Genomic DNA, 11,675 nt, shown 5'->3' with positions numbered 1-11,675 from the left:
GCCTGCCGCAGCAAACCGGTGCCAGGGCCGTCACATGTCGGACGAGAGCAAAGTATCAGTTTTCCTTCGCGTCCTTGAGGGCCTGCAGGGCGGCGAATGGCGAAGGCTTTTTCTCCGTCACCTCGTCATCGGCTTCCACGTCACCGCCTTCGAAGGCAACGCCCGGCTTGCGCGGAAACGGATCGAGCGACAGGGCCAGTTCCTCGCAGATGACCGCACCGAGGTCCAGAACCCCATCAACGATGACATCGGGCGGATCCAGCGACTCAAGATCGATCTCGATTTCCCCGTCCTCGTTGAGGTCCCTGATCTTCCGCTGTTTGCCGGAATGGGCTTCGAAGGTCCGGTCGACATCGAGCTTCAGGGAACTCTGGAACGGTTCGAGCGATACGACACAGACCTGGGTAATGGTGGCGGAGATCGGCCCCACCACCCTGAGACCCGCCTTGCGGTAAGGCTTGAGGGTGAACTCCGCCTTCAGATCATGAACCGCTTCAAGGTCGAACGCCTTGTCGATCGCCTTCAGGCCGGCTTCGTCCGGCGCCACCAGGACGGTCTGGTCCTTGTCGATCACACTGGCGGCGGTCACCTTGAAGGAATAGGGAAATTTATCCTTTGCCATGGGTCTTCTTTCTTCTTGTACCTTTTGCCTGAGGGTCTGCAGCCCGAGGGTCTTTGGCCGACTTCAAACCGGCAGGTCCCTGAACGCTTCCGGATCGGCCCATTTGATCTGTCCGCTCATCAGATCCGCAGCCGTCTGATCGCCAAGTCGGCTTGCCGACTCAAGGATATAATGTGCCAGGCGCGTCTGTGCGACAGGTTCGGGATTGTCCGGGAAGATATTGCGGCCGAGCGCCGCGGCAAGCTCCTCGACATCAGCGTTGTCTATGGCAGGGTTGTAGACATTGGCGCGGCCGAAAAAGGCCTCCCCCATGACAGTGATCTTTTTCTGCACGCGGCTGTCGCTGACGCCCATCTCGCGCAGGGACGCATCCATGTCCTGGAAAAACAGATCGAAGACATACTGGGTAAACTCGGAAACCGCCTTCCCCTCCCCGCGCATCCGCCGGAAATACAATACCGCATGGGCGACGATCAGGTCGAACCGGCCGTCGATTGTGTCGGGTACATGGAAGTCGCTATAAAATACCGGTTGCCGTGCTTGAGCCACGATTTCACAATAGACCTTGTGCTCGGCATCGCGGTTGCGGCGGCGGAACAGGCCGAAAATCATGACGGTCTCCAAAGTCTTCATTCGAGTCTGCTGTTGTCATGTGCCCTATCCCACGATAGAGATTTTGCCAAGCAACGAAATTCAAAGGCAGCCAGACCGATCTGGCCAAACGGGACTTCTTAAATGAACTTCAAGGCAAGCGCCCTGATCCTTCCGCTTCTGGCTACTCTGCCGCTGGGCGGCTGTTTCACGTCCACCTATACGCATGGGCACGTGGTCACCACCGACATGCTGAACCAGGTTCAGGTCGGCTCCAGCCGCGAGCAGGTCGAGCTGGTGCTCGGATCGCCGTCAACCACGTCGAGCCTCAACGGCGATGCCTATTATTATATCTCGCAAAAGACAGCGACGACCGCCTTCATGGCGCCCGACATTGTCGAACAGCGCGTTGTGGCCGTTTATTTCGACAAGGACGGCTATGTGCAGGATCTCGGCAACTACTCGCTGCAGGACGGCAAGATCGTCGATATCGTCACCCGCAAGACCCGTACGGGCGGTGCCGACTACGGCTTCCTGACGCAGATCCTCAGAGGCGCTGCAAACCCGAGCCTCGGTCTTTAAGAGCGTTTCGCTTCATTCAGGTTTGGATGATCCGCGGGTCATCAACGAGAAACCCCGGCCAAAGCGGCCGGGGTTTTTTCTTTCAGAGCGTCAGGCGTTTAAGAAACGCCCGATGCTCTGCCATTCAGGAGTCGATCAGCTTTTGGCCAACAAGCCGTTTCCGGCTTATCGCCCGCTGATCTAGGCACCAATGGAGATCAGTGCGCCAGGACCGCCAGAAGCAGCAGGGCGACGATGTTGGTGATCTTGATCATCGGGTTGACTGCAGGACCTGCAGTATCCTTGTAGGGATCGCCGACAGTGTCGCCGGTAACCGATGCCTTGTGTGCTTCGCTGCCCTTCTGATGAGTGACACCGTCCTTGTCGGTGAACCCGTCCTCGAAGGACTTCTTGGCATTGTCCCAGGCACCACCGCCCGCCGTCATGGAAATGGCGACGAAGAGACCGGTGACGATCACGCCAAGCAGCATCGCGCCCAGTGCGGCAAAGGCAGCAGCAGGTGTCGCCACCGCCTTGACCACGAAGAACACGACAATCGGCGAGAGCACCGGCAGCAACGACGGCAGGATCATTTCCTTGATCGCGGCTTTGGTCAGCATGTCCACCGCCCGGCCGTAATCCGGCCGTTCGGTGCCCTGCATGATGCCGGGCTTCTCCTTGAACTGACGGCGGACTTCCTCAACCACCGCTCCGGCCGCACGGCCGACGGCCGTCATGGAGATACCTCCGAAGAGATACGGCAGAAGACCACCGAACAGGAGCCCCGCCACCACATAGGGATTGGACAGCGAGAACAGCGTGGAGACATCGATGCCGTAGAAGATCGATCCCTCGACCGCCGTGCTGGAGAAGTGTTTCAGATCCTCCGTATAGGCCGCGAAGAGCACCAGCGCGCCCAGACCGGCGGACCCGATGGCATAGCCCTTGGTCACCGCCTTTGTGGTGTTGCCGACCGCGTCGAGCGCATCCGTCGTTGACCTGACTTCCGCCGGCAGATCCGCCATTTCGGCAATGCCGCCGGCATTGTCGGTCACGGGGCCGAAGGCGTCCAGCGCCACGACCATCCCCGCCAGCGCCAGCATGGTCGTCACCGCGATGGCGATGCCGAACAGGCCCGCAAACGTATGGGTGACGAGAATGCCGGCAATGATGATGATCGCAGGAAGCGCCGTTGCTTCAAGAGACACGGCAAGACCCTGGATCACGTTGGTGCCGTGGCCGGTCACCGACGCCTGGGCGATCGATCTCACCGGCCGATATTCCGTGCCGGTGTAATATTCGGTCACCCAGATGATCAGACCGGTGATGATCAGACCGACGAGGCCGCAGATGAAGAGGTCGAAGCCGTTGAAGCTGAAACCTCCCGACGTGGTGTATTCGGTACCGGCACCTAGCCAGCCGAAGATGATGCCGCCAAGCGCGACCGCCGACAGCAGAGCCGTAGCGATGAAGCCCTTGTAGAGGGCGCCCATGATCGAGTTGTTCTTGCCGAGCTTGACGAAGAAGGTTCCGATGATGGACGTCACCACACAGCTTGCCCCGATCAGAAGCGGCAACAGCATCAGTTCGATGGCCTGCCCCCCGGAGAAGTAGATGGAGGCCAGAACCATGGTGGCGACGACCGTCACCACATAGGTTTCGAACAGATCGGCCGCCATGCCCGCGCAGTCGCCGACGTTATCGCCGACATTGTCCGCGATCGTTGCCGGGTTGCGAGGATCGTCTTCGGGAATTCCGGCTTCCACCTTGCCGACAAGGTCACCGCCGACATCCGCACCCTTGGTGAAGATACCGCCGCCGAGACGGGCGAAGATCGAGATCAGCGACGCGCCGAAGCCGAGTGCAACGAGTGCGTCGATCACCGTGCGGTCCGTCGGGCCGTATCCCATAACCCTGGTCAGGATGGCGTAGTAGACGGCCACGCCCAGAAGGGCCAGACCGGCGACGAGAAGACCGGTGACAGCACCGGACTTGAAGGCGATCTCCAGACCTGCCCCGAGGCTCTGGCTCGCGGCCTGAGCGGTCCGCACATTGGCGCGGACGGAAACCATCATGCCGATATAACCGGCGCTTCCGGAAAGAATTGCGCCGATGGCAAAACCGATTGCCGCCGGACCGGAAAGCAGTAACCAGGCAATCACGAACACAACCGCACCGACAATGGCGATGGTCGTGTACTGACGGTTGAGATAAGCCTTGGCCCCTTCCTGGATCGCCCCGGCGATCTCCTGCATGCGGGCGTTGCCCGCGTCCGCCGCCATGACGGATTGAATTGCCCAGGCGCCGTAGGCGATGGACAAGAGACCACAAATTATGATGACGACAAGCTCGATCATGCTTCCTCCCAAAACTGCGGCGGACTGGTTTTGTTTTTGTTTATCCCGCCTGACTGTGCCTCACGCCGATTCCTCTGCGTGAGGGATTGACACGATAGCAACAAAGCAGAGCTGCTCGTCAAGCTCTCAGATCGACTAATTAGCTAGTTCCGTCGCGGTATTATTTGGTGCAGTGCAGTATTTATGTTGCGCTGACGAAATAGAATTTGGGAAAAACTTTAAGCAGTTGTAACTGCTTTTCTTTCAGCCAAAACGAGCCAGACCAGAAGACCGAGACACAGCACCACGAACGGGAAAACGAGAATGTTCACCGTGCTCCAGCCGTAGATATTGAGAAGCGCACCGGAGGAAAAGGACGCCGCCGCCACGAATCCGAACACCATAAAATCATTGACCGCCTGGACCAGGTTGCGCTCTTCCGGCCGATATGTGTCGGTCAGCATGGCCGTCGCGCCGATGAAGCCGAAGTTCCAGCCGAGGCCAAGCAGAACAAGAGCCGTCCAGAAATGGCTGAGCTCGACCCCGGTTAGCGCAACCACCGCGCAGCCCGCCAGGAGAGCCAGGCCGATGGAGACAATCCGTTCCTTGCCGAAGCGGGCAATCAGGCTTCCGGTGAAGAAACTCGGTCCGAACATGGCAAGCACGTGCCATTGAATTCCGAGCGCGGCATCGGTTTCCGTCAGGCCGCAGGCGATCATCGCCAGCGGGGTGGCGGTCATCACCAGGCTCATCAGGGCGTAGGAACAGATCCCGCATGCCACTGCCACGAGGAAGCGCGGCTGCGCCATGATCACGCGCAACGGACGCCCGCCGGCCTGTGCGTGCGTGCGCCGCGGCGGGATGGGGATCTTGATGAAGGCAAGCAGGCACAGGGCGATCAGCGCCAGTCCGGCCTGCGCCAGATAGGTGCCGGCGAAAAGGATCGGCTCGAACAGGTCCTTGGTCGCAATCACGGTCTGCGGACCGACCACGCCGGCCAGAACGCCACCGGCGAGTACCCAGGAGATCGCCTTGGGCTTGAAGGCATCGCTCGCCGTATCGGCGGCAGCGAACCTGTACTGCTGGACAAAAGCCCCTGCCAGCCCGCCCAGGCAGCACGCAAGCGCGAACAGCAGGAACCGGTCCTCGAAAACCGCGTAGGAGGCCAGAAGGCCGGAAAGCGCTCCCAGCAGCGCCGCGCCCATGAAGCCTGTCCTGCGACCGTAGCGGCGCATGATCATGCCTGCAGGTATCGTGCCGAAGGCCGTCCCCAGAACCATCGCCGAAACCGGCAGTGTGGCAAGGGACTTGTCCGTTTCCAGCATCATGTAGCCGACTAGGGGCCCGGTCGCGATGACGATGGACGCCGAGGCACCGCCGATGGCCTGAGACAGAGCAAGAAGCAGCGCATTGCGTTTGGCCAGACGGTCATCGACGAATACGTCCGGAGTTGCGGCAGTCATGGCTGATCTTTCGAATGGCTTGGTTCGTTACAGGCGGGTTCAGATTTTTACCATGCTCGCCCATGACGGGATAGTCACTGCGACAGATCAAAAATGGCGAAAACCGCTGTCGGAATCGAGCCGGAACGGTTTGCCCGCTTCCGTGAGATGAACGTCGCCAGGGCCTTGCTCTACCCGGCCGATTTCAGCAACGGGGCATCCGGCGGCTTGCGCCGCCTGCTGAAAGGCTGCCGCCTCGCCTGCCGGCACGCTGGCCAGGATTTCATAGTCGTCACCGCCATTGAGGCAGCGCGCGAAGTATTGCGGCGACTTCACCTTGAGATGCTGAAGCGCGCCGGAGAACGGGACCTGCCCCACATCGATCGTTATATCGACGGCGGAGGCCTTCGCCATATGGCCGCAATCGGCAATCAGACCGTCGGACACATCGAGGGCGGCACTGGCAAACCGGGTGATGAGCCCCGCCAGCCGGGTTCTCGGCCGCGGCAGCAGATAGCGGTCCAGAATATGCAGTTCTTCGCTTTCGGTCAGGTCATGATCGTGGCTGAATTGCGGGTGAAGGCGGACCTCGAGACCGGCGGCGGCATCGCCAATGGTGCCGCTCACGAAAAGAATGTCGCCAGGGCTTGCTCCCGACCGGCGGACGGTCTTGCCAGTTTCCACTTCGCCGATCGCGGTAATGGAGATCTGCAGGCCGTTTCCGGAGCGGATGGTGTCTCCTCCCAGCAATTGAACGTCATAGGCGGCCTGGTCCGCGGCCAGCCCCTTGCAGAAACGCTCCAGCCAGGTTTCCGTCCAGTCGGCGGGGAGAGCAAGCCCCATCAGGTAGCCGCGCGGGCGGGCTCCCTTGGCGGCCAGATCCGACAGATTGACCCTGAGCGCCTTGGCGGCGATCGCCTCCGGCGCGTCTTCGGAGAAAAAGTGTATGTCGGCAGCCAGCATGTCCTTTGTCAGGACAAGGTCGTGGCCGGCTTCGGGTGTGAGCACCGCGGCGTCGTCCGTCAGCCCGAGGCTCCCGGGATCGTTCGCCAGCGGCGCGAAATAGCGCTGGATGAGCGTAAATTCGTCCGGCCGGTCACCATCCATGATCAGGAGGCACCATCAACCTTGCTGACCTCGGTATCGGCATCAAATTCCGCGTTGCGCAGGTCGTGGGCCAGGCGGTCGAGCACACCGTTGACGAGACCCGGCTCGTCTTCCTCGAAGAAGGCCTTCGCGACGTCGATGTACTCGGAAATGATGACCTTGGCCGGGACATCCTTGCGGCGCAGCAGCTCATAGGAGCCGGAGCGCAGGATGGCGCGCAGCAGGCTGTCGATCCGCTTCAGCGGCCAGTCTTCCGTCAGCGCCGTATGGATAAAGGGGTCGAGAAACTTCTGGTCCTCGACCACGCCGGAGACGATCTGCTTGAACCATTGTTCGTCGGCATCACGGTACTGGGCGCCGTCGATTTCCTTGCCGAGGCGAAAAGTGGTGAATTCGCTGATCACATTGGCAAGCGGTGAGCCGCCGACATCCATCTGGTACAGGGCCTGGACCGCCGCAAGACGGGCCACGCCGCGTTTATTCGCCGGGCGCACAGTTTTTGCAGCCGGTTTCTCCGGGTCGGCCTTTCCGGTCATTTTTCTTATACTCCAAGCCGTTCGCGCAGGGCGATCATCTGCAGGGCCGCCTCGGCCGCCGCTCCGCCCTTGTTCTTGTCGTCCACCTTCGCACGGGCCCATGCCTGTTCGCTGTTTTCGACGGTCAGGATACCGTTGCCGACGGCGAGATCGGCGTCAATGATCAGGTCCATGATGGCCCGGTTCGATTCATTGGCGACAATGTCGTAATGCGAGGTTTCGCCGCGGATCACAACACCCAGAAGCACGAAACCGTCATACAGTTCGCCCTCGTTTTCCATGGCTGTCATCGCCATGGACAAGGCGGCCGGGATTTCCAGCACACCCGGAACGGCAATCCGCTCATAACTGGCGCCCGCAGCTTCAATCGCCTTCACCGCACCTTCGGCGAGCGCGTCGGCGAGATCCTCGTAGAAGCGGGCTTCTATGATCAGCAGTTTCGGGGCAGCGCTCATGGGTTTTACCATCCAGTATCAGGCCGCGACAGGAACCACGTCTGCCCCGGTTTGTCCAGTCATTCATGGACAATCGCACCGTGGCGACCACACCACATCGCAATCGTGTTTAACAGGAACAGCTCACGTCCGGAATAACGTTGCGTCTTTAATCAATTCTGCTGAACTCGGCGAGACGGGCCGCATAGCGGGCCATCATGTCCACTTCAAGATTGATGCTGTCTCCCACCTGCCGGTCCGACCATGTGGTCACTTCCAGCGTATGCGGAATGAGGAACACGGAAAACAGCAGTCCATCGACCTCATTGACCGTCAACGAGGTGCCATCCAGGGCGACGGAGCCCTTTTTGGCAATGAAGGGTGCGGCTTCCGCGGGCGCTTCGAACTGGAAATAAACGGATTCCGGATGATCTTCGCGCCTGGTGACGGTCGCGACGCCGTCCACATGCCCCAGAACCAGATGCCCGCCGAGCTCCGCTCCCATCGTCAGAGACCGTTCCAGATTGACATTCTGGCCGGCCCGCCAGTCAGAGACCGTTGTCAGCGCGAGCGTTTCGGCGGCGGAGACCACCTCGAACCAGTTGCCGTTGGAAGCATTGTCCTTGGCGGTGACCGTATGGCAGACACCCGCACAGGAGATCGAGGCTCCGATATCGAAGCTCTCCGTGTCATAAGCGGTGCGTATCCGGGTGCGTTTGCCCGCCGGAACGTCTTCGATGGAAAGGATTTCGCCGAGGTCGGTCACAATGCCGGTAAACATGTCAGGCTTCTCTCCGTCTCAAATAGATAAAGCTGTCCGGCCCGAATTTACCGGCGTCTACCCGCTCAAATCTGGGGTCCTGAAGAACATCTGCAAGGTCGAGACCGTGCAGGGCCGGTATGCCGTCCGCGCCGATCAGGATGTCGCCGGTGACGACACAAAGATCGTCTACAAGATCGGCGGTCAGGAAGGAGGAGGCTATCCGCGCTCCGCCCTCCACCATCAGCCGCGTGATGCCACGGGTCGCCAGCGCGCTGAGGATGACGGAGGGGGCAATGCCGGTCTCGGACGCAGGCACGCGGATGATATTCACCCCAGCCTGCGCGAGGGCATCGATGCTGTCGGGGTCCGCAGCGTTTCCGCAGATCAGCCAGACCGGAACATCCGCACAGGTACGCACCAGCTTCGATCCCAGAGGCAGGCGTGCGAAGCGGTCGACGACCACACGGACGGGCGAGCGGTCCGCAAGTCCGGGCAGACGGCAGGTGAGTTGCGGATCGTCCGCGAGCGCCGTGCCCGAGCCGATCAGAATGGCGTCGTAGGCGGCCCGGAAGCCGTGCACCTTGCGCATAGACAGATCTCCGGAAATCCTGATCTGCCCCTCTCCAGCCTTGCCGATATATCCGTCTTGCGAAGCGGCGAGCTTCAGGAACACATGTGGCCGCTGGCGGAGCTGGCGCATCGTGAAGCCGTGATAAAGCACCTTCATCGCCGCTTCGCGCACACCCACGGTGACCTCGATGCCGGCCTCTTCCAGCATCTTCACGCCGCGGCCCGCAACACGGGGGTTCGGGTCCAGCATCCCGACGATCACGCGGCTGACGCCGGCATTGATCAGCGCAAGCGCACACGGCGGCGTGCGGCCATAGTGGGAGCACGGCTCGAGCGTCACATAGCACGCGGCGCCTTTTGCCTTGTCGCCTGCCTGGTTGAGCGCATTCACTTCCGCATGCGCCATGCCCGGGCGCGACGTCACGCCCCGTCCGACGACAACAGGGCCGCCCTCGTCTTCGCGGACAATAAGGGCGGCCACGGAAGGGTTGGGCCAGACATGGCCGAGCCCGCGGCGGGCCAGACGTTCGGCCGCCGCCATGAGGCGCTCATCGAGATCGGGATTAGCTGACATGAAAAGCCGGTCGCAACGGGTCAGTTGTCTTTCACGGGGTGCTTCTCCGGATCGCTGAGTTCATCCAGAAGAGCTTCGAAATCCTTGGCTTCGCGGAAATTCCTGTAAACGGACGCGAAGCGCACATAGGCAACGTCGTCGATTGCCTTCAGGCCTTCCATCACATGATTGCCGATGGTTTCCGCAGTGATTTCGCTTTCACCCGAACTTTCCAGCTGACGGACGATGCCGCTGACCATGCGCTCGATCTTTTCCGGATCGACGGGCCGCTTGCGCACCGCGATCTGCACGGAGCGCATCAGCTTTTCCCGGTCGAAGGGAACCCGGCGGCCGGAGCGTTTGAGCACCATCAGCTCACGCAACTGAACCCGTTCGAATGTCGTGAACCGGCCGCCGCAGGTATTGCAGATCCTGCGCCGGCGGATGGCGGTGTTGTCCTCGGTCGGGCGGGAATCCTTGACCTGGGTTTCCTCGCCGCCGCAAAACGGACATCTCATCTTTCAAAGCTCCTGACGGGACCCGTCGATTACCCCCCGTAGATCGGGAACCGGGCCGTCAGTGCTTCTACCTTGGCTTTGACGGCCGCTTCAACCGCCGCGTTGCCTTCTTCGCTGTTCGCTGCCTTCAATCCGTCCAGAACTTCGGTGATCAGCAGGCCGACTTCGCGGAATTCCGCCACGCCGAACCCGCGTGTGGTTGCGGCCGGAGTTCCGAGCCGGATGCCCGATGTCACGAAGGGTTTTTCCGGGTCGAAGGGGATGCCGTTCTTGTTGCAGGTGATGTTGGCGCGGCCGAGAGCCTTCTCGGCGACCTTGCCGGTGGCGTTTTTCGGGCGCAGGTCGACCAGCATCAGGTGGTTGTCCGTTCCGCCGGAGACGATGTCGAGGCCCTGCTCCTTGAGCACCTCGGCCAGTGCCTTGGCGTTTTCGGCCACGGCGCGGGCGTAGATCTTGAATTCCGGCTGCAGCGCTTCCTTGAAGGCCACCGCTTTGGCCGCGATCACATGCATCAGCGGGCCGCCCTGGAGACCTGGGAAAACGGCGGAATTGATCTTCTTGGCGAGCGCTTCGTCATTGGAAAGGATCATGCCGCCGCGCGGACCGCGCAGGGACTTGTGGGTGGTCGTGGTGACCACATGCGCATGCGGAACCGGGGACGGATGCACACCGCCGGCCACCAGACCCGCGATATGAGCCATGTCGACCATCAGGTAAGCGCCGACGCTGTCTGCGATCTCGCGGAACTTCTGCCAGTCCCAGAGGCGCGAATAGGCGGTGCCGCCGGCCAGGATCAGCTTCGGCTTGTGCTCATGGGCAAGACGCTCGACCTCTTCCATGTCGAGCAGATGATCTTCCTTGCGCACGCCGTAGGAGACGACATTGAACCATTTGCCCGACATGTTGACCGGAGAGCCATGGGTCAGGTGGCCGCCGGAATTCAGGTCGAGGCCCATGAAGGTGTCGCCCGGCTGGAGCAGCGCCAGGAACACGGCCTGGTTCATCTGGCTGCCGGAATTGGGCTGAACGTTGGCGAAGCCGCAGCCGAACAGCTGCTTGGCGCGTTCAATCGCCAGTGTCTCGGCGACATCGGCAAATTCGCAGCCGCCGTAGTAGCGCTTGCCCGGATAGCCTTCGGCATATTTGTTTGTAAAGATCGATCCCTGTGCTTCCAGAACGGCGCGGGAAACGATGTTCTCTGAGGCGATCAGCTCGATCTCGTGCTGCTGACGGCCGAGTTCGTTTTCAATCGTATCGAAAATATCGCGATCGGCCTCTTCGAGACCACGGGTGAAGAAACCGGACTGCAGGGGCTGATTGGAGCTTTCCATCAAAGACATCGCACCATCCTTGTTCTACGGCCCTGACGCAGGGCCTTGTTTCGCGGCCCTGTTGTCAGGCCCATTTTCATAACGGTCCACATCTCCGGGATACCCGGGACGTGTTCCAGCAACTCGATCTCGGCGACCGGGGCTTCGCAGCCGCATCGGTCCGGACGGCAGGGCCCCGGCGCATCACCCGGGCAACGGCGCCTTGCAGGTGAAGCAGCGCCATGCGGCGGCCAATCCAACTCGAGGCGAGGAATTAACACAGGCCCCGGGAAGAACCAAGGGTCTTACCGACGCACGCCAACTTGAAAACG

12 protein-coding genes are annotated in these 11,675 nt (G+C 61.0%); 1 reads left to right on the top strand and 11 read right to left on the bottom strand.

Going from position 1 to position 11,675, the window contains the following annotated elements; genetic code table 11:
* Positions 1 to 55 precede the first annotated feature (55 nt).
* Positions 56 to 622, bottom strand: coding sequence for a DUF177 domain-containing protein (locus tag Q1B40_RS08305; protein WP_299812322.1), 567 nt, complete (start codon positions 620 to 622; stop codon positions 56 to 58).
* A gap of 63 nt (positions 623 to 685) precedes the next feature.
* The gene (locus Q1B40_RS08300; RefSeq protein WP_299812320.1) at positions 686 to 1,255 is read right to left on the bottom strand and encodes a ubiquinol-cytochrome C chaperone family protein; all 570 of its coding nucleotides are present in this window, start codon (positions 1,253 to 1,255) and stop codon (positions 686 to 688) included.
* A 102-nt stretch (positions 1,256 to 1,357) separates the two neighbouring features.
* Between Q1B40_RS08300 and Q1B40_RS08295 the strand changes: the two genes are divergently transcribed.
* On the top strand, positions 1,358 to 1,795 hold the full coding sequence (locus tag Q1B40_RS08295) for an outer membrane protein assembly factor BamE (protein ID WP_068415324.1): 438 nt from the start codon (positions 1,358 to 1,360) through the stop codon (positions 1,793 to 1,795).
* Between the two features lie 197 nt (positions 1,796 to 1,992).
* Here Q1B40_RS08295 and Q1B40_RS08290 read toward each other — a convergent pair whose 3' ends face one another.
* From Q1B40_RS08290 to glyA, 9 genes are all read right to left on the bottom strand, one after another.
* The gene (locus tag Q1B40_RS08290; protein ID WP_299812317.1) at positions 1,993 to 4,131 is read right to left on the bottom strand and encodes a sodium-translocating pyrophosphatase; all 2,139 of its coding nucleotides are present in this window, start codon (positions 4,129 to 4,131) and stop codon (positions 1,993 to 1,995) included.
* A 218-nt stretch (positions 4,132 to 4,349) separates the two neighbouring features.
* Entirely contained in the window at positions 4,350 to 5,573 is a 1,224-nt protein-coding gene (locus Q1B40_RS08285) for an MFS transporter (protein ID WP_299812315.1), read from the bottom strand.
* An 87-nt stretch (positions 5,574 to 5,660) separates the two neighbouring features.
* The gene (gene thiL / locus Q1B40_RS08280) at positions 5,661 to 6,659 is read right to left on the bottom strand and encodes a thiamine-phosphate kinase (protein WP_299812313.1); all 999 of its coding nucleotides are present in this window, start codon (positions 6,657 to 6,659) and stop codon (positions 5,661 to 5,663) included.
* 2 nt (positions 6,660 to 6,661) lie between these two features.
* On the bottom strand, positions 6,662 to 7,195 hold the full coding sequence (gene nusB, locus Q1B40_RS08275) for a transcription antitermination factor NusB (protein WP_299812311.1): 534 nt from the start codon (positions 7,193 to 7,195) through the stop codon (positions 6,662 to 6,664).
* Between the two features lie 5 nt (positions 7,196 to 7,200).
* On the bottom strand, positions 7,201 to 7,650 hold the full coding sequence (ribH, locus tag Q1B40_RS08270) for a 6,7-dimethyl-8-ribityllumazine synthase (protein ID WP_299812309.1): 450 nt from the start codon (positions 7,648 to 7,650) through the stop codon (positions 7,201 to 7,203).
* A gap of 148 nt (positions 7,651 to 7,798) precedes the next feature.
* Positions 7,799 to 8,410 (bottom strand): riboflavin synthase, encoded by a 612-nt coding sequence (locus Q1B40_RS08265; protein WP_299812307.1) that lies wholly within the window; start codon positions 8,408 to 8,410, stop codon positions 7,799 to 7,801.
* 1 nt (position 8,411) lies between these two features.
* Positions 8,412 to 9,536 (bottom strand): bifunctional diaminohydroxyphosphoribosylaminopyrimidine deaminase/5-amino-6-(5-phosphoribosylamino)uracil reductase RibD, encoded by a 1,125-nt coding sequence (ribD, locus tag Q1B40_RS08260; protein ID WP_299812305.1) that lies wholly within the window; start codon positions 9,534 to 9,536, stop codon positions 8,412 to 8,414.
* 20 nt (positions 9,537 to 9,556) lie between these two features.
* Positions 9,557 to 10,033: a transcriptional regulator NrdR gene (gene nrdR, locus Q1B40_RS08255; RefSeq protein ID WP_068415300.1), complete on the bottom strand. Its 477-nt coding sequence runs from the start codon at positions 10,031 to 10,033 to the stop codon at positions 9,557 to 9,559.
* Between the two features lie 29 nt (positions 10,034 to 10,062).
* Complete coding sequence (gene glyA / locus Q1B40_RS08250) at positions 10,063 to 11,373, bottom strand: serine hydroxymethyltransferase (protein ID WP_299812302.1); 1,311 nt, start codon at positions 11,371 to 11,373, stop codon at positions 10,063 to 10,065.
* Positions 11,374 to 11,675 lie beyond the last annotated feature (302 nt).

Source organism: uncultured Roseibium sp. (genome assembly GCF_947496995.1).
GTDB lineage: Bacteria > Pseudomonadota > Alphaproteobacteria > Rhizobiales > Stappiaceae > Roseibium.
Note: the sequence above shows the minus strand (reverse complement) of the source record. Positions and strands in the feature narration are given on the sequence as shown.